Origin of the sequence: Paracoccus acridae, assembly GCF_014642735.1 — a bacterium.
Lineage (GTDB): Bacteria > Pseudomonadota > Alphaproteobacteria > Rhodobacterales > Rhodobacteraceae > Paracoccus > Paracoccus acridae.
On the sequence record NZ_BMIV01000001.1, the window covers coordinates 156,257 to 172,905 of the forward strand.

At 67.9% G+C, this 16,649-nt stretch carries 19 protein-coding genes; 9 read left to right on the plus strand and 10 right to left on the minus strand.

Annotated elements, in window-relative coordinates:
* Window positions 1–25 precede the first annotated feature (25 nt).
* Window positions 26–1,609, minus strand: a complete 1,584-nt coding sequence (locus IEX25_RS00780) for an OpgD/OpgG family glucan biosynthesis protein (RefSeq protein WP_188713631.1) — start codon at window positions 1,607–1,609, stop codon at window positions 26–28.
* Window positions 1,610–2,058: 449 nt separating this feature from the next.
* On the opposite strand from IEX25_RS00780, the gene IEX25_RS00785 reads away from it, so the two are divergent.
* Window positions 2,059–3,087 (plus strand): endonuclease/exonuclease/phosphatase family protein, encoded by a 1,029-nt coding sequence (locus tag IEX25_RS00785; RefSeq protein ID WP_188713632.1) that lies wholly within the window; start codon window positions 2,059–2,061, stop codon window positions 3,085–3,087.
* Between the two features lie 290 nt (window positions 3,088–3,377).
* On the opposite strand, the gene IEX25_RS00790 is transcribed toward IEX25_RS00785, so the two are convergent.
* Genes IEX25_RS00790 through IEX25_RS00830 form a run of 9 tightly spaced genes read right to left on the minus strand, consistent with a single transcriptional unit; the run spans window position 3,378 to window position 10,169 of the window.
* Complete coding sequence (locus IEX25_RS00790) at window positions 3,378–3,749, minus strand: hypothetical protein (RefSeq protein ID WP_103173437.1); 372 nt, start codon at window positions 3,747–3,749, stop codon at window positions 3,378–3,380.
* A 7-nt stretch (window positions 3,750–3,756) separates the two neighbouring features.
* Window positions 3,757–4,818, minus strand: coding sequence for a flagellar type III secretion system protein FlhB (gene flhB, locus IEX25_RS00795; protein ID WP_188713633.1), 1,062 nt, complete (start codon window positions 4,816–4,818; stop codon window positions 3,757–3,759).
* Window positions 4,815–5,570, minus strand: a complete 756-nt coding sequence (locus tag IEX25_RS00800) for a flagellar biosynthetic protein FliR (RefSeq protein ID WP_188713634.1) — start codon at window positions 5,568–5,570, stop codon at window positions 4,815–4,817. The genes flhB and IEX25_RS00800 overlap by 4 nt, the downstream gene beginning before the upstream one ends.
* Window positions 5,570–7,654, minus strand: a complete 2,085-nt coding sequence (locus IEX25_RS00805; RefSeq protein WP_188713635.1) for a flagellar biosynthesis protein FlhA — start codon at window positions 7,652–7,654, stop codon at window positions 5,570–5,572. Before IEX25_RS00805 ends, IEX25_RS00800 begins: the two co-directional genes overlap by 1 nt.
* Window positions 7,651–7,929 carry a hypothetical protein gene (locus IEX25_RS00810; protein WP_188713636.1) on the minus strand — a complete coding sequence of 93 codons (279 nt, stop codon included), beginning with the start codon at window positions 7,927–7,929 and terminating at the stop codon, window positions 7,651–7,653. The genes IEX25_RS00805 and IEX25_RS00810 overlap by 4 nt, the downstream gene beginning before the upstream one ends.
* Entirely contained in the window at window positions 7,929–8,795 is an 867-nt protein-coding gene (gene motA / locus IEX25_RS00815) for a flagellar motor stator protein MotA (protein WP_188713637.1), read from the minus strand. The genes IEX25_RS00810 and motA overlap by 1 nt, the downstream gene beginning before the upstream one ends.
* 12 nt (window positions 8,796–8,807) lie before the next feature.
* Complete coding sequence (locus tag IEX25_RS00820; protein WP_188713638.1) at window positions 8,808–9,350, minus strand: MotE family protein; 543 nt, start codon at window positions 9,348–9,350, stop codon at window positions 8,808–8,810.
* The gene (locus IEX25_RS00825; RefSeq protein ID WP_188713639.1) at window positions 9,343–9,708 is read right to left on the minus strand and encodes a hypothetical protein; all 366 of its coding nucleotides are present in this window, start codon (window positions 9,706–9,708) and stop codon (window positions 9,343–9,345) included. Before IEX25_RS00825 ends, IEX25_RS00820 begins: the two co-directional genes overlap by 8 nt.
* Window positions 9,705–10,169, minus strand: a complete 465-nt coding sequence (locus IEX25_RS00830; RefSeq protein WP_103173429.1) for a flagellar basal body-associated FliL family protein — start codon at window positions 10,167–10,169, stop codon at window positions 9,705–9,707. Before IEX25_RS00830 ends, IEX25_RS00825 begins: the two co-directional genes overlap by 4 nt.
* Window positions 10,170–10,296: 127 nt before the next feature.
* Here IEX25_RS00830 and fliF point away from each other — a divergent pair, with 127 nt between their 5' ends.
* From fliF to IEX25_RS00870, 8 genes are all read left to right on the plus strand, one after another.
* On the plus strand, window positions 10,297–11,856 hold the full coding sequence (gene fliF, locus IEX25_RS00835) for a flagellar basal-body MS-ring/collar protein FliF (protein ID WP_268236115.1): 1,560 nt from the start codon (window positions 10,297–10,299) through the stop codon (window positions 11,854–11,856).
* Window positions 11,853–12,419: a hypothetical protein gene (locus IEX25_RS00840; protein WP_188713641.1), complete on the plus strand. Its 567-nt coding sequence runs from the start codon at window positions 11,853–11,855 to the stop codon at window positions 12,417–12,419. The genes fliF and IEX25_RS00840 overlap by 4 nt, the downstream gene beginning before the upstream one ends.
* Window positions 12,407–12,664, plus strand: coding sequence for a FliM/FliN family flagellar motor switch protein (locus IEX25_RS00845; RefSeq protein WP_103173426.1), 258 nt, complete (start codon window positions 12,407–12,409; stop codon window positions 12,662–12,664). Before IEX25_RS00840 ends, IEX25_RS00845 begins: the two co-directional genes overlap by 13 nt.
* Window positions 12,661–13,380: a flagellar type III secretion system pore protein FliP gene (gene fliP / locus IEX25_RS00850; RefSeq protein WP_188713642.1), complete on the plus strand. Its 720-nt coding sequence runs from the start codon at window positions 12,661–12,663 to the stop codon at window positions 13,378–13,380. Before IEX25_RS00845 ends, fliP begins: the two co-directional genes overlap by 4 nt.
* 67 nt (window positions 13,381–13,447) lie before the next feature.
* Window positions 13,448–14,206 (plus strand): energy-coupling factor ABC transporter ATP-binding protein, encoded by a 759-nt coding sequence (locus IEX25_RS00855; RefSeq protein WP_229664978.1) that lies wholly within the window; start codon window positions 13,448–13,450, stop codon window positions 14,204–14,206.
* Window positions 14,181–14,798 carry an energy-coupling factor transporter transmembrane component T family protein gene (locus IEX25_RS00860; protein ID WP_188713643.1) on the plus strand — a complete coding sequence of 206 codons (618 nt, stop codon included), beginning with the start codon at window positions 14,181–14,183 and terminating at the stop codon, window positions 14,796–14,798. Before IEX25_RS00855 ends, IEX25_RS00860 begins: the two co-directional genes overlap by 26 nt.
* 2 nt (window positions 14,799–14,800) lie before the next feature.
* Window positions 14,801–15,346 carry a biotin transporter BioY gene (locus tag IEX25_RS00865; RefSeq protein WP_188713644.1) on the plus strand — a complete coding sequence of 182 codons (546 nt, stop codon included), beginning with the start codon at window positions 14,801–14,803 and terminating at the stop codon, window positions 15,344–15,346.
* 162 nt (window positions 15,347–15,508) lie between these two features.
* A complete protein-coding gene (locus IEX25_RS00870; protein ID WP_188713645.1) occupies window positions 15,509–16,633 on the plus strand; it encodes an extracellular solute-binding protein in 1,125 nt (374 codons plus the stop codon).
* Window positions 16,634–16,649: the final 16 nt, after the last annotated feature.

Genomic DNA, 16,649 nt, shown 5'->3' on the forward strand with positions numbered 1-16,649 from the left:
CGTAGGGTGCGTGACATCACGCACCCTAGGGCGCGCGGGCAAGCAGGTCGCGAAGTTGCGACGGGAACAGTTGGAGGATCAGCGTTTCCGTCATGGCCGTGCCCTTGTGATCCACATAGGCGCGCAGGTCGATGGGGGCATCACTCGTGTCAGCGAAGGACAGGTCGAATAGGGCGCGCCAGTGATCGGTGCCCACCACGGGATAGACGGCGGTATTCGACACCTGCGCCTGTGCCGTCGAGACGGCGATGGACAGCCCGTCATCGCGGGACAGGCCCGCAAGGTTCGGCCCCTTGAAGTCGCAGACGACCTTGACCACGCCCTTGGGGCGCGGCTGGCCCGGCACCCCGCCCGCGCCAAGGCGGCTGGCGGTGAAATGCGCGATGGCGCTGGTGGCCGGGTTGTCGCGCACCCAGTCCAGACGATAGGCGAAATCGTGGCTCTGGCCCCTGGCCGTCGGCGCGGCGGGTTGCCAGAAGGCCACGATGTTGTCGTGGATTTCGTCGTCGGTGCGCAGTTCGGTCAGCACGACGGATCCGTCGCCCCAATCGCCCTTGGGCGTGATCCAGGCGCTTGCGCGGCGGTCGTAGAAGACGCCGTCGTCCTGGTATTGCGCGAAATCGCGTTCCCGCTGCATCAGGCCGAAGCCCTTGACCCCCGGCGCGGCAAAGCTGTTCACCATCGTTCCGGGCGGGTTGTTCAGGGGCCGCCAGATGCGTTCGCCATTGCCCGCCAGGATCTCCAGCCCGTCGGAATCATGCACCTCGGGCCGCCAGTCGGGCGAGACATGGGGCGTGTTCTTGCCGAACCAGAACATCGAGGTCAGCGGCGCGATGCCCAGGCGGTCCACCGCATCGCGCAGGAAGACCGTTGCGGTGATGTCCTGGGCCACACCGTCGCCGCGGCGCGATTCGATGCGATAGGCGCCGGTCGCCCGCGGGCTGTCCAGCAGCGCATAGGTGGTCAGGTCGCCGTTTTCCGCAGGTTCCAGCCAGAAGCGGGTGAACAGGGGAAATTCCTCGGGGCCATCGGGGATCGCCGTGTCGATGGCCAGGCCCCGCGCCGACAGTCCGAACTGCCCGCTGTATCCCGAGGTGCGCCAGTAGGAGGCCCCCAGAAAGGCCATCCAGTCGATTTCCGTCCGGGCGTCCTGCACCCGAAACCCCGCGAATCCCTTGGTGCGCGTCAACTGGCGGGCCGGATTGCCTTCGGGAATGTCGAACAGGTCCAGCGAGAAGGGAACCTCGGTCGCCATGCCGTCCTCGACCGTGAAGATCCGCACGGGATTGCGGAAATACATGCCGGGAAAGAACGCCTGCACGGGCGAGGTATCGCCCTGACCCCGCCACAGGCTGCGCTCGGGACGGAAACGGACCTGATTGTGGCTGTCGTAATCCACTTGGTCCAGGATCTCGGGATCGGCGATCTCCTCGGGGGCATGGGGTCTTTGGGCCATGTCGCGGGCCATGTCCCGCAGCCAGTCAAGGGAAAAGGGCTGGCTGCCGCCCGCCGCGCCCTGTGCCAGTGCCAGATGCGGAAGCAGGAAGAAAGCCCCGCTGCCCAAGGCGGCTTGCAGGATATGGCGGCGGCTCAGGTGGTCGGTCGGCATGGAAACCCGGATGACAAATCGTTCCGCGGCATCACATGTTTGCTTCCGGCGCAAATGCAAGTGCAGGCCGAATGGTCGGCGATCCCTTGCCGCCGAATTGCCCGACCCTGCCGCACCCGTGCCATCGGGGGGGCCGGGGCCGCCTATCGCCGCCCGGCCTTTGCGTCACCGGATGAAGTCAGCGCCATCCGATTGGTTCAGGCGCCTGTCTTCGACCACCCGCCGGTTGGTGCCCAAAGCTGCTGAACGGGTCCAAGGCCGACGGGTCGATCTTGTCGTCGCCATGTTCGAGATCGGTGATTCGGTCGATGCCGCCGTCGCCGGCTTAGTTGGGCGACATGCTGCGCGACCCGGCGCGCGATCTCCAGCGCCCGGCTGGTGGCCCTGCCAAAGGGCTTGGCAGCCTGCATGACCCATGCGACATCTGCCGCATGGGACGTTTTGTCTGGATGATTTGCCTTCTTCTGGCCGCGCCTGCGGCGGCCGAGGGGCTGCGCGTGGCGACCTATGATCCCGGCCTGACGCGCAAGGGACCGGGCCTGCTGCTGCGCGACATCCGGCGCGACGATCCGCAGGTGCTGGCGGCGGCCCAAGTGATCGCGGCGGCGGCGCCCGACGTGATCCTGCTGACCGGCATCGACTGGGATCACGACGGCCTGGCCCTTGCGGCCTTTGCCCAAGTCCTCGGGCAGGCCGGCCACCCGATGCCCCACAGCTTCGCCGCCCGTCCGAACAGCGGAATGCCGACCGGCCTTGACCTGGACGGCGATGGCCGGACCGGAGGGGCGGGCGATGCGCAGGGTTTCGGGCAGTTCACGGGGCAAAATGCCATGGCCGTCCTGTCGCGCCTGCCGCTGGGCCAGGTGACGGATCATACCGCGGCCCTGTGGCGCGACCTGCCGGGCAACCTGATGCCACCCGCGGCGCCCGATGATCAGCGCCTGTCGTCCACGGCGCATTGGGACGTGCCGGTTCTGACCGACGCGGGTCCGCTGCACCTGCTGGCCTGGTCGGCGACCCCGCCGGTCTTCGACGGGCCCGAGGATCTGAACGGCCGCCGCAACCATGACGAGGCGGCCTTCTGGCTGCACCATCTGCCGCGCGCCCCCTTTGTGCTGCTGGGCAATCCGAACCTGGACATCGTCGATGGCGAAGGGCGGGCGCAGGCCATGACCGCGCTGCTGGACCACGCCCAGGATCCGCAACCGAAGGGGACGTTCCAGCCGGAACAGACGGGGGCCAATGCGGGGCAGGGCGGCGATCCCGCCCTGGACACGGCGGTCTATGATCCCGCCGGACCGGGCAACCTGCGGGTCGATTATGCCTGGCCTGCAAGGGGGCTGCGGATCATCGACAGCGGCGTGGTCTGGCCTGCGCCCGGCGAATCCCTGGCAGCGACGGTCGAGGCCGCCTCCAATCACCGGCTGGTCTGGGTGGACATCGACCTGGATTCGATGGCGGCCCAAGCCGGTCGTTGACCTGCGGCGGGAATATGGACCCGCCAAAGCGGCTCGGGATCGGGTCGGCAGCATTCCGTCAGGAATGGCCGGGAGACGCAAATCCCGGCCGCGGCAATGCCGTCCGATTCAGGCATTGCCTGGAACGCCGGCAATCGTCACGAAGGTCTGGTTTGTGTGGGTCGAACCTGTGGATCCTTCTGCCATAGGGATCGTGCCGTTGCGCAGTCCTCAGGCCGCACCTATCCGCACCACTGGGTAAGTTTCCCCCGCCATCGTGGGTGCAAGAGCCGCCCTGCGACATCAGGCGGTCAATACTTCGGTGCCTTTTCATCCGCGCGTCGCTGTTCCGACAGGTTCAGCAGCACCTCGGCCCGGCCGAATTCTCGGGCGGCGTCGCGGCGGGCGGCCTCGAACCGGGGCTGCATCCGGGCAACCTCGGCCTCGGCCTGGCGCAGTTCGCGCGCGCTGCGACCCGCCTGGGCATTGGCGATGCGAGCCTCGGCAACGGACAGGGGGGCGCCGCTGCGATAGCTTTGGTCAAGGGCGGTGCGCATCGCCTCGGCGTGGCTTTGCGTCTGCTTCATGTGCAGGCTGAAGGCCGCGAACCGCTTCAACTCGCGTTCCGCCTTGATGCGGGCGATCCGTTCCAGTTGCGCCAGCTTGTCGCTTTCCCGTGTCATCCGGCCCTCACCACCCCGCCCTTGCCTTTTCGCGCATCTTTTCGGCGAAGCGGATCGCGGCGGCGACGGCGGCGAACTGTTCGCGGCGGATTTCCTGGCCGATCTCGACGGTGGCGTGGATCGCCCGCGCGCAGGGCGGGTCCGAAAAGATCGGCACCTTGCCCTCGCGCGCGCGTTCGCGGATCCGGGCCGCGACCTCGTCCGTGCCCTTGGCCAGGCACACCGGCGCCCGCCCGCTGCCACGTTTCCATTCCAGGGCCACGGCGTAATGGGTGGGGTTCACGATCACCACATCGGCTTTGGCGACATCGGCCAGCATCTGGTTGGTGGCGATATCCACCGCGCGCTGGCGGCGGGCGGCCTTGAAATGCGGATCGCCTTCCGAATCCTTGTATTCGTCTTCCATTTCCTTGCGGCTCATGCGGTTCTTGCGGCGGTGGTCGAACCACTGCCAGCCCATGTCCAGGCCCGCGAACAGGACCGAGATCGCCAGCGCCAGGGCCAGCACCCGCCCCAGCAGCACGCCCAGATCGGCGATCCAGCGATCCCCCGCCAGCGGGCTTGCGGCCAGATGTCCCAGAAGGTTCCGGAACAGGAACCAGCCGCCCACGCCCACAAGCGTCACCTTGCCCAGCGAGATGCCGAAGTTCACCAGGCCTGACTTGCCGAATTTCTGCGCCGCCGTCTTCATCGGGTTGATCCGGTTCAGATCGAAAGCCAGCTTCGTCGGCGCAAAGACCAGCCCCCGCCCGCCGATCAGCGCCACCACGATCACCAGCGACGGCACGGCGGCCAGTCCCAGCACCGCCCAGCCGGCATATTGGCCCAAGCCCACGGCCATTGCCCCCGTCGTGCCGGGCGTCCAGCCTTCGGACCCCAGGGCACGCGTCGCCATCGTCATCCAGGCCTTGACGGCAAAGCCCGCCCCCACCGCGAAGGCAATCCAGGCCCCAAGATACATCGCCGCCACGTTCAATTCGGCCGAACGGGGGATGTCGCCCTTTTCGCGGGCACGGCGAAGTTTCTGTTCGGAGGCCTCGAAGGGCTTGTCGTCGTTCTCCTCGCTCATGGCGCACCTGGCAGCATGTAGCCCAGGACGGCATCGGCCCACAGCCCGATCAGAACGGGCGCCAGAAGGGCCAGAGCCGCCAGGGCCAGCATGATCGCGGCGGGCGAGCCGATGAAGATCACCGGCAGGGCAGGCATGACGCGGTTGATGACGCCGGACAGCGCCTGGAACATGAAGCCGCCCAGCGTGAAGGGCGCGGCCAGAAGCATGGCGATCCAGAAACTGCGGGCCACCAGGCGGATCGCCTCGGCGGCAAGGCCGTCCGCGTCGGGCCAGCCGCCGGGGGGCCAGATGGCCAGGCTGTCGGCCATCAGCTGCACCAGCATCACCGGAAGGCCCAGCACCATCAGCACCGCAAGCCCGGCCAGATGGACCAGGTTGCCGATCGGATGGGGCGCGGCCTCGTTCTGGCCGCCGATCAGTTGCGAAAGCGATGCCGTGGCCGCGATGGCCGATGTCGCGATGTCCAGCGACAGCGCCAGCAGCCGCAGGCCCATGCCGGCGGCCAGCCCGATCAGCGTTTCGCCCGCCGCCTGCCCCAGGGTCGCCAGGGTGTCGCCCGGGGCGGGAACGGGCGGTATCAGCCCCGCCAGCATCGGTGTCACGGCCATGGCGGCGGCGGCGCGGACGCGGACCGGAATCACCCGTTCCCCCAAGCCCGGCAGGACCAGGACCAGGGCCTGCACGCGCAGATAGACCAGCACCCAGGTCCAGCTGAAGCCCGGCAGCAACTGGGACAGTTGGTCCCACATCAGCCGACCTCGATGGTGCCGACAAGGCGCAGTTCGGCGCCGGGGTCGATTTCCTCCAGCCCCAGGACCGGCATGGCGATGCCGTTCGATCCCAGAACCGCCCGCAGCATCCGGCGGCGATGATCGGGGGCCACCAGCACCGTCTGCAAGGCCGGCTCGACCGCTGCCATGGCGCGGCGCGCGGCTTCCAGCAGCTTGCGCGACAAAGCGGGCGTGATCGCCCCGCCGCCCGCGCGGCCGGTCTCGGCATCGGCTCGGACGAACTCGGCCTCCCAGGCCGGATGCAGTTGCAAGGCCGAGACGGCGCCCGCCGGGTCGCTGTATTGCTGCGTGATCTGGCCGCGCAGCCGCTTGCGGACCAGTTCATAGACCGTCTCGATCGAATCGATGGCCCGGAATTCGGCCATGGCATCCACGATCAGCGGCAGGTTCCGGATCGAGACCTTTTCGTCCAGAAGCGCGCGCAACACCGCCAGAAGCGTCTCGGGCGAGACCTTGTCGGGGATCATGCCGTCGAAATAGCGCCGGTTGCGTTCGGCCCGCGCGGGGTCGGACAGGGACTTCAGCTCCTCGATCTGGCGCTGCATGGCGCCAAGGGTCAGCAGCGCCGAAAGGTTGGCCTTCACGACCTCCATCAGATGCGTGGACAGAACCTCCATGGGGGTGACGACGGTTGCCCCCTGGGTCGCCGCCTCGTCCTGGGCGTCGCGGTCGATCCAGCGCGCGGGGCTGAGATAAACGGGTTCGCGCACCGCCTCCCCTTGCAGGCCCTGCAGCACATGATCGGGTCCAAGCGCAAGGATCGCGCCCGGGCGCAGGCTGCCGCGCCCGCGCACGACGCCGTGGATGCGGATCTGATAATCGCCCGGATGAAGGTCGTCGGTGTCGGTGATGCGCACATCGGGAAGGATCAGCCCATAGGCGCGGGCGATATGGATGCGCAGGTTGGTGATCCGGCTGCCAAGGCCGCGCGCCTGATCGAGCGAGATCAGAACGAGGTCGCTGCCGATCTCGACGCTGATCTCGTCTGTGTCCAGGACATCGCCGATCCGGGCGGCGGGGCGGGGGGCTGCGGCATCCGCTTGGGGTTCCGGGAGGGCCGGGGGGATCGTGCCCTTTCGGTAAAGCCGCCAGCCGCCGAAAGCCAGGGCGCCCGCGATGGCCAGGAACAGCAGGCGCGGCATTCCCGGAACGAAGGACATCAGCAGCATCGCGGCGGCGACCACGGCGGCGGGCTGCCAGCCGCGGATCAGCTGATGCGACAGCATCCGCGCGGTCGTGTCGGTGGCCCCGCCCCGCGACAACAGCAGGGCCGCCGCCATTGAGGTGATGACGGCGGGGATCTGGCTGACCAGCCCGTCGCCGATGGTCAGGTGGGAATAGGTCGCCATCGCCTCGCCCACGGGCATTCCATGGGCCACGATGCCGATGCCCAGGCCCACCAGCAGGTTGACCAGGGTGATGACGATGCCTGCAACCGCGTCGCCCTTGACGAATTTGGACGCCCCGTCCAGCGAGCCGAAGAAGTTGATCTCCTGCTGGTCGCGCGCCCGGCGGGCCTTGGCCTCCTGGTGGTCGATGGCGCCGGCGTTGAGATCCGCGTCGATGGCAAGCTGCTTGCCGGGCAGCGAATCCAGCGCAAAGCGCGCCGCGACCTCGGCCATGCGGCCGGAACCCTTGGTAATCACGATGAAGTTCACGATCGAGATGACGGCAAAGACCGTCAGCCCGACCATCAGCGAGCCGCCCGCGACGAAGCTGGCAAAGCCGTTGATGATATGGCCCGCCGCATCCGTGCCGGTATGGCCCTCGGTCAGGATCAGCCGGGTGGAGGACACGTTCAGCGACAGCCGGATCACCAGCGTGACCAGCAGCAGCATCGGGAAGGCCTGGAAGTCGGTCGGCCGGTCAACCAGCGAGGCCATGACAAGGATCAGCGTCGCCGCCGCGATGGACAGCGCGATGCCGAAGTCCAGGACCGAGGACGGCAGCGGAATGACCATCGACAGGACGATCACCACCAGACCGCCCGTGACCAGGACCGAGGTGTCGATGGATTTCAGACGACTGCTGGCGCTGCTCATGGCGTGGCTTCCTGGCCGGGCGCGGGATCCAGGATATCAGGCAGCGCCCAGGCGTTGCTCGTCAGCAGGCCTGACCGGCGCAGGAAGACCAGGGCCTGCAGCCGCGCCTCGGGCGGCATCCGCATCAGCCGCGCGCGATAATCGGGGGGCAGGGCCTCGCCCTCCAGAAGCCAGTCCGTCGCGTCATCGGCCAGGGCCGCGGCATCGGGCAGCAGGGCCGGTTCAGCCGGGGCGCTGCCCGACAGCGCGATCACCATCACCATCGCCCCGATCATCACGCCGCCTTCTTGAGATCGCGCAGCGCGGCCTCCAGCGTGTTGAAGCTGGGCCGGACGTGATCGGGCACGGTCTGGCGGCCGACCTCGACGCACAGGTTGGTGGCGTGCTGGTGCAGGCCTGCGATCAGCACCGACTTGATGACGTCGAAGAAGGCCAGATCCTGCTTGAGGACGCCGCCCAGACGCCCCGCCAGGGGAGCCACGAAGCCATAGGCCAGGAACACCCCCAGGAAGGTGCCGACCAGGGCGCCGCCGATCATGCCCCCCAGCACGGCGGGGGGCTGGTCGATCGCGCTCATGGTCTTGATCACGCCCAGAACCGCCGCCACGATGCCAAGCGCGGGCAGGGCGTCGGCCATGCTTTGCAACGCGTGGGGGACATGCATCGCGTCCTCGCGCAGGCCGGCCAGGCGGCGCGCCAGCATGTCCTCGACCTGGTAGGGATCGTCATAGTTCAGGCTGGCCGACCGCAGCGTGTCCGCGATCAGCGAGACGACCTCGTGATCGGCCAGAAGCCGGGGATAGGCGGTGAAGATGGACGATTCTGTCGGATTTTCGATGTGCTGTTCCAGGGCCACGGGGTTTTCGCGCGCGATCTTCAGAAGCTGGAACATCAGGCACAGCACGTCCTGATGGTCGGATTCGGTCCATTTCGGCCCCTTGAAGGCCTGGATGATCCCTTTCGGGGTATGTTTCAGCGTGTGGCTGTCATTGGTCAGCAGATAGGATCCGATGGCCGCCCCCCCGATCATCATCATCTCGAAGGGCAGGGAATGGGTGATCACGCCCATCTTGCCCCCGGCCAGGATATAGCCGCCAAAGACCATGGCGAAGGTGACGACGATGCCGACGATGCCGAACATGGGCTTTCTCTCCTAGTCGTTCTGGACGCTGCGCGCGCCCATCTGGGCGGTCAGCAGCGCGGCCTGGCGCGGCTCGACCGAGGCGATGATGCGGGCGCCGGTCTCGGGCTGGACGCGCATCAGGATCTCGGCTGCGAAATCGGGGGGCAGGTTGGTCAGGACCGCGGCGGCCTCGGCGGGCTTCATCTGGTCATAGACGGCGACAAGGCGGTCGATGTCCTGGCGCACGGCTTCGGACGCCGTGTCGCGGCGCGACCGGATGCCGGATTTCTGCTGGCGAAGCTCGGTGGCGCGGGCCTTCAGGGCGGCTTCTGCGGTGGCGATCTCGGCCTTGCGGGTGTCCAGCGCCTCCATGTAGCGCTCGATTCGCAGGGCGCGATCGCGCAGTTCGGTGGCCAGGGCCACGGCTTCCGGGACATCGGTGCAGCCTTGCAGCAGGTCCCCCGAACTGGCCGAGGCCGCGAAGAACCGCGACAGATCCCCCGCCTGCCAGATGGCCGCGCCCGCAGGCACCGCAAAGGCCAGCGTCAGCATCATCAGCGCGGATCTACGCATCGGCGGCCACCACACGCTTGCGCAGCCGGCGCATCGGGATGACCGGGGCGGGCGCCGCCACGGGCGACTGGGCCTGAGCCTGGGTGATCTTCTGGCGCAGGTCCCACAGGGCGCGTTCCTTGCGGGCCGAAACGATCTCTCGCGACAGGGCTTCGGCGGCGGCGGCGGCCTCGGTCTTGGCGTCGCGGACGGCGCGGTCCAGCCGGTCGACCTCGGCCGCCATGACCGCGATCGCGCCGCCCAGGCCGGTTTCCAGGTCGTTGAGCCGCCGCAGCCTGCGCGACAGGATCATGCAGAAGGCGCCAAGCCCCAGCGATGCCGCCAGAAGCGCGGCTTGAAAGGCATGTTCCAGTATCATTTGAAGCGAAACTCCGTAATCAGCAGGTCCTTGATCGCCTCGGTTCCGAGGACATAGCGGGATCGGGTCAGCAGTTCGGCGCGGATGATCTCCAGCACGCCGCGCTTGTCATAGGCGGCGGGGTCGATCCCCGAGAGAAAGCTCGTGAAGGCGTCCGACACACGCGGCATCAGATGCGCCACCTGGGCCTGGTGGGCGCTGTCGGTCTCGATGCTGGCCGAAAGGACCAGGCTCTGGCCCGATCCGCCGGGGATCTTCAGGTCGATGGCGGGGACGGGCACGAAGACCACAGCGGGCAGGGCGGGCGCTTCCTCTTTCGGGGCAAGGATCGCTGCGGGCGACCACAGCCCCAGATAGGTCGAGGCGAAGCCGCCCCCCGCCAGAACCGCGGCCGCCAGGATCGGGATCAGCTTCTTCTTGCCGGACGGCTTGGCGGCGGGGTCGATGGTCGCATCGGTCATGGTGATTCTCCGTCGTGACAAGACGGAATTAGCACCCCGCGACTAACCAAATCTTAACGACGCCCATGCGATCACCATCGGGACAAGGGAACCTGACGCTGATTCGAAAGGGCCGGTTTTGCAAAAATTGCAGGACTATTGGACAGAGCGAAGCTCTCAACAGAAAGCTGTCCTGGTGGCGGCGTTTCTGGCGACATTCATGGCCATCGCGGGCTTTGCCTGGATGGCCAACCGCCCCTCGATGAGCCTGCTTTACGGCGGCCTCGATTCGGCTCAGGCGGGCGAGGTGGTGGCCGGGATCGAGCGGGCCGGCGTGGCCTACGAGGTGCGCGGCGATTCGATCTGGGTCGATGCCGCCAGCCGCGACAAGCTGCGGATGGATCTGGCGGCGCAGGGCCTGCCCGCCGCCGGCGGCGCGGGTTACGAACTGCTGGACGGCATGTCGGGCTTCGGCACCACCTCGCAGATGTTCGACGCCGCCTATTGGCGCGCGAAGGAGGGCGAGCTGGCCCGGACGATCCTGGCGCTGCCCAACGTCAAGACCGCGCGTGTCCACCTGGCGATCGAAACCGGGCGGGGTTATCGCCGCGACGGGCAGGGCAGCGCGTCCGTGACCATCGCCACGAACGGCCAGGCCATCAGCCGAGAGCAGGCGGCGGCGCTGAAATTCCTCATTTCCTCGGGCGTGCCGGGGATGGCGCCGGAAGCGGTGACGGTCATCGACACCCGCAACGGCATCGTCGCCGCCGGCGAGGACGAGGCGGGCGCCGACCGCGCGGCCGAGATGAAGCGCAATGTCGAACGCATCCTGGAACCGCATGTCGGCATCGGCAATGCCATCGTGGAACTGAACCTGGATGTCGTCACCGAAACCGAGTTGCTGACCGAACAGCGTTTCGACCCTGACAGCCGCGCGCTGATTTCCCAGGTGACCGAGGAAACCACCGACCAAAGCAACTCGACCGGCACGGGCGCGGTCACCGCGGCCTCGAACCTGCCCGACGGCGATGCGGCAGGGGGCGATCGGTCCGAGGCCAATCGCCAGGAAACCCGCCAGCAGGCGAATTACGAAGTCACGCGCACCACCCGCGAAGTCTCCCGCCAGCCCGGATCGACGCGGCGGCTGACCGTGGCGGTGCTGGTCAACGGCGTGGCTGCCGAAAACGCCCAGGGCGAAACCCAGATGGTGCCGCGGCCGCAGGCGGAACTGGACGTGCTGCGCGAACTTGTCGCCTCGGCCGTGGGCTATGACGAGACTCGGGGCGACCAGATCACCGTCAAGTCGCTGCCCTTCACCGGCCTGGGCGAAGGCGGAACGGCGGCTGCGCCAGGCTGGATGGACCGGCTGGAACTGAACGGCCTCGCACGGATCGGGCTGATCGGTCTCTTTGCGCTGGCCCTGGTGTTCCTGGTGCTGCGCCCGATCCTGAAGGGACGTGCCCCGCGGCCCGCGCTGGATGACAGCCGCCCGCCCGCCGAGGCCCCCGCCCTGACGGGAACGGTCCTGCCTGCCGCAGAGGTCATCGCGGAACCCGTCGCCCCTATCGTGCCCCCGCGCGCGCCTGAACAGCTTGCGCTGCCCCCCGGCGACCCGGTGGCCCGGCTGCGCAACATGATGAAGGAACGCCATGACGAAAGCGTCAAGATCCTGACCGGCTGGATCGACAACAAGGAGAATGCCCTTTGAGCCTCGCCGTCTTCAAACTCGAATCCTTCGGTGCGCCGGCCCAGGGGGCCTTGACCTTCGGCCGCGACGCCGTGGACCAGGCCTTTGCCGACGGGCTGGCCGAAGGCATGGCCCGCCAGCAGGACGAACAGGTCCGCACCCTGAATGCCGGACTGGACCGGCTGGCCCGCGCCCTGGCCGATGACGAGGCGCGCCGGACCGAACTGCGCCGCGAGGCGGTCGAGGCGCTGGCGCCGATCCTGGCGCAGATCCTCGACTGCCTTGCCCCTGCCGGCGAATCGCGCCGCCTGGAAGCCGCCCTGACCGAGGAGTTGCTGCGCCTGTCCCGGTCCGCCCCGCCTCTGCGTGCCTCCATCACCTGTGGACCATCGCTGCGCGCGATGGTGGACCGCTGCCTTGCCGAATGCGGGCTTGAGGGCATCGAGGTCACGGCTGGCGAGGCGGAGCGGATTTCGCTGTCGCTGCAGGGGGGCCGGATCGAACTGGATCCCGCAGGCGTGACACAGGACATCCGCAGGCTGATTGCCGAAATCAACGGGGACGAGACATCATGGACGCATTGAATCATCTGATCGACACCGACGCCATCCAGGTCGAGGTGACGGTCCGGCTGGGCCGCACCCGCCAGACGGTCGCGCAGCTTTCGTCGCTGCGGGCCGACGACATCCTGCTGTTGGATCAATCCATCGACGAAGGGGTCGAAATCTGCGTGGGCGACAAGGTCATCGCGCGGGGCGAACTGACCGCCGACGCCACCGCCGAGGACCGGCTTTGCGTGCGCATCCTGCCCGCGCCCGGCGCCGCATGATCCGCAGCACCGACTTGGCGGCACTGGTGGCAATGCTGCCCGCCGCCGCCCTGGCGCAGGACGGGTTCGGGCAGGTCGCCCAGCAGGTGGGACAGGGCCTGGGCCAGAACGCCGTGCTGCTGGTGGGGGCGCTGACGGCGCTGTCTCTGGCGCCGGCCATCGCCATCATGGTGACCTGCTTTCCCTTCATCGTCACCGTGCTGTCGATCCTGCGCCAGTCGATCGGCCTGCAATCCTCGCCGCCCAACATGCTGATCGTCAGCCTGGCGATGTTTCTGACCTGGTTCATCATGGACCCGGTCCTGCGCGAAGCCTGGGCGGTCGCGGGCGCACCCTTGCAGGACGGCTCGATCACCCTGGGCGAGGCGATCCGGCGCGGGATCCTGCCCTTCCAGGACTTCATGGCCGCGCGCACCGATCCCGACACTTTGGCCGGCCTGGCCGAGATCGCGCCCGGCAGCGGCGATCGCAGCACGCAGCTGTCGGTGCTGATCCCGTCCTTCATGCTGTCGGAAATCCAGCGCGCCTTCGAGATCGGCTTCCTGATCGCGCTGCCCTTCCTCATCATCGATCTGGTGGTGTCGGCCGTGCTCATGTCGATGGGCATGATGATGGTGCCGCCGGTCGTGGTGTCTCTGCCTTTCAAGCTGGCCTTTTTCGTGGCCGTGGATGGCTGGTCCATGATCGCGGGGGCCCTGGTGCGCAGCTATCAATAGGTGGTCCGGGGTTGCGCGGCTACGGCGTTCCGGGCAAATCCGGGCCGGGACGTCAGGAGGCCGGGGCATGGCGGCAGGATCCAAGGAACAGCCGGGGACGCGGCCGCGGATGAGCGTGGATCTGCGCGGCATCGGCGTGACCCTGGCCGGGCGCGCGGTCCTGCGGGACGTGACGGCCCGACTGGCCGAGGGGCGGATCGGCATCGTCGGGCGCAATGGCTCGGGCAAGACCACGCTGGCGCGAGTAATCGCGGGCCTGATCGTGCCGGATGCGGGCGATGCGCGGACCTTTGGCATCGACATGGCGAAAGACCGCCGCGCCGCCCTGAAAGACGTTGGAATCATTTTCCAGAACCCTGATCACCAGATCATATTCCCGACCGTGATCGAGGAAATCGCCTTTGGCCTGGCCCAACAGGGCCTGCGCCAGTCCCAGGCCGAGGCCGAGGCGCAGCAGATGCTGGTCCGCTTCGGCAAGGCGCATTGGGCGGATGCCGCGACGCACAGCCTGTCGCAAGGGCAGAAGCAGCTTTTGTGCCTGATGTCGGTGCTGGCAATGCGGCCGGGGGTGATCGTCATGGACGAGCCCTTCTCGGGCCTCGACATTCCGACGCGGCTGCAACTGATGCGCTATCTGGACGGCATTGCGGCGCAGGTGGTGCTGGTCACGCATGATCCCGCCCAGGTGCGGGGCTTTGACCGGATCCTGTGGCTGGAAGGGGGGCGTCTGATTGCCGACGGTCCGCCTGCGCAGGTGCTGCCCGCCTTCGAGGCGCAGATGCTGGACTGGGGAGGCATGGATGATCTCGCTCACCTCGCCCATTAGGACCTGGGCGCACCGGGTGCCGGCGGGGTTCAAGCTGCTGGCGCTGTCGGTGCTGACGGTGCTGTTGTTCCGGCTGGACCTGACGGGGCTTGTCTTGGCGGCCCTTGGGGTCGCCTGCCTTTATCTGTCCGGGGGCCTGGCCTTCGCCGCGCAGGGGGCGCTTCATCTGCGGATGCTGTGGCCTTTCCTGCTGCTGATCGCCCTGTGGCATGGCGTGACGGGCCAGATCCAGGCGGGCGCGGCCATTGCGCTGCGCCTTCTGGCCGCGCTGGCGCTGGCGAATTTCGTCACCATGACCTCGCGGCTGACCGACATGATCGCGGTGCTGACCTGGCTGCTGGCGCCGCTGCGCCGCCTGGGTCTGTCCACCCGCGCGGTCGAACTGGCCATCGCCATGGTGTTGCGCTTCACCCCGATGCTGGTCGAGAACGGGCAAAGGCTGGCGATGTCCTGGCGGGCGCGGTCGCGCCGGCGGCCGAACTGGCGGATCGTGATGCCGATGGCCGCCTTGGCACTGGACGACGCCGACCATGTGGCCGAAGCTTTGCGCGCGCGGGGCGGGATTCTGCCCGACATCCACCGGAGGGACTGAGAATGGAACGAGGCATGACCCGGATCGCGCTGTTCGCGGCGCTGATCGCAGCCCTAGGGCTGATCCCCAGCCTGACGCTGGCCTTCGGCGTGCCGATCACCGCGCAAAGCATGGGGGTGATGCTGGCGGGCGCGATCCTGGGCGCGAAACGCGGCGCGCTGGCCGTGCTGCTGTTCATGGTGCTGGTGGCGCTGGGCCTGCCGCTGCTGGCGGGCGGGCGCGGGGGGCTTGGGGCCTTTGTCGCCCCGACCTCGGGGTTTTTCCTGGGCTGGCCGGTCGCGGCCTTTGTCATCGGCCTGATCGTGGAACGGCTGCGCAGCGGGCCGCTGGCGGTCACGGTCGCGCTGGCCTCGATCATCGGCGGCATCCTGGTGATGTATGGCTTCGGCATCGTCGGGATGTCGATCGCGCTGGACAAGACCCTGGCGGAATGCGCGGTGCTGGTCACGGCCTTTGTTCCGGGCGACATCGTCAAGGCGGTGCTGACCGGGCTGATCGCGCAGGCCCTGGCCCGTTCCCGGCCCGCCGCCCTGTTGTCGCGACAGTAGAACGGCCGGAATTTTCGGTGAAAGATCAAAGAGTCTTTGACCTGTCACGCGGCAGGGATATGCTTCGGGGCGGTTGACCGGCGCCCATGGGGGCGGACGGTCAGGTTCCTGCCGTTCCAGGGGAAAGGCCCTGCCGGACGGCGCTATTGGGGGTTGTTAGACATGAGCAGACTTGATCGCCGCGGGCTTCTGAAGGGCGCGGGTGCCGCCGCGGGCCTGGCCCTGGCCGCGCCGCTGGTGGCGCGTCCGGGCTTTGCCCAAGGCTCGGGCACGGTGAACATCTTCGCTTGGTCGGGCTATCTGAACGACGAAATCCTGGGCGCCTTTGAAAAGGCCACGGGAATCAAGCCGAACTATACCGGCTATGGCACGAATGACGAATTGCTGAACCAGTTGCGCGCCAACAATGGCGGCGGCTTCGACCTGATCTGGCCGACGGTGGACCGGGTCCCGAACTATGTCGAATTCGGCCTGGTCCAGCCGGTGGACGAATCCAAGATCGAGGTGGCGAAGGTCCTGCCGAGCGCCTGGGAAAATTCGACCAACCTGGGCGCGGTGGTGGACGGCAAGCGTTACCAGGTGCCGACCGACTGGGGCACCGAGGCCGTGGCCTTCGACCGCGACCAGATGCCGCTGGAATACGGCCAGGCCTCCTATGGCGATATCTGGGGCGAATCGGCGGCAGGCAAGGCCACCGTGCGCGCCCATTCCGCCCTGGTGGGCCTGGGCCTGTGGCTGGAAGCCGAGGGCAAGCTGCCGCGCCCGCTGCTGGACGCCTTCACCAGCCCCGAAGCGCAGGTCGAGATCTTCGACGTGATCCTGGCCGAGGCCGTGGCCCGCAAGGGCAACATCATCCAGTTCTGGAACAACGAGAACGAGGCCCAGGGCGCCTTCCGCGTCAATGGCGCTGCCGTGGGCCAGACCTGGGACTCGACCGCCGCCGCCCTGTCCAAGGAAGGGCTGCCGGTGGGCTTTGTCGCGCCCAAGGAAGGCGCGCTGGCCTGGATGGAAGGGCTGTCGATCCCGGCCGGGGCCGAGAACCTGGACAACGCCTATGCCTTCATCAACTGGTTCCTGACTCCGGAAGCGGGGGCGATGTACACCAACGCCACCTCGATCAACTCGACCGCCGTCGGGTCGGCCGACCTGCTGTCGGACGAGGCAAAGGCCTTCTTCGCCGCCGCCTATCCGGGCGACGCGCTGGAGAAACTGTGGTGGTGGCCGATCCAGGAAAGCTGGTACATCACCAAGCGCAACGAATACCAGGACCGCTTCCTGTCGGCCTGATGACGCATGGGACAGG